This window comes from Halomonas sp. ATBC28 (assembly GCF_005937175.1).
GTDB lineage: Bacteria > Pseudomonadota > Gammaproteobacteria > Pseudomonadales > Halomonadaceae > Vreelandella > Vreelandella titanicae.
This window is the reverse complement of the sequence record NZ_VCQL01000215.1, coordinates 1-384: the sequence shown is the minus strand read 5'-3', so window position 1 is coordinate 384 and position 384 is coordinate 1. Positions and strand designations below refer to the sequence as shown.

Below are 384 nucleotides of genomic sequence, written 5' to 3'. Positions count from 1 at the left end.
GCGTGAAGCAAAAGTTCTGCGTATGCGTTTCGGTATCGATATGAACACCGACCACACGCTGGAAGAAGTGGGTAAACAGTTCGACGTTACCCGCGAACGTATCCGTCAGATCGAAGCGAAGGCGCTGCGCAAACTGCGTCACCCGAGCCGTTCTGAAGTGCTGCGTAGCTTCCTGGACGATTAATCGGTAGGCCGGATCAGGCGTTACGCCGCACCCGGCACTAGGCCCTCTGCACAAACGCCACCTTTTCGGTGGCGTTTTTTATCGCCCACGCACTACCAGCGCCTGGTCCAGCTCGCGATACGCTTCAACCAGTTTCTCCAGTGAAACGCGACTTAAACCGCTGGGATTTGGCAGCACCCAAATCTGCGTCGAACCAATGG

General features: G+C 56.2%; 1 protein-coding gene. It reads left to right on the top strand.

The annotated features are described in order from the left end of the window. Window positions 1–184, top strand: a 184-nt coding sequence (locus E0L35_RS26125; protein WP_138801777.1) for a sigma factor-like helix-turn-helix DNA-binding protein, incomplete at its 5' end; no start/stop codon positions are given. Window positions 185–384: the final 200 nt, after the last annotated feature.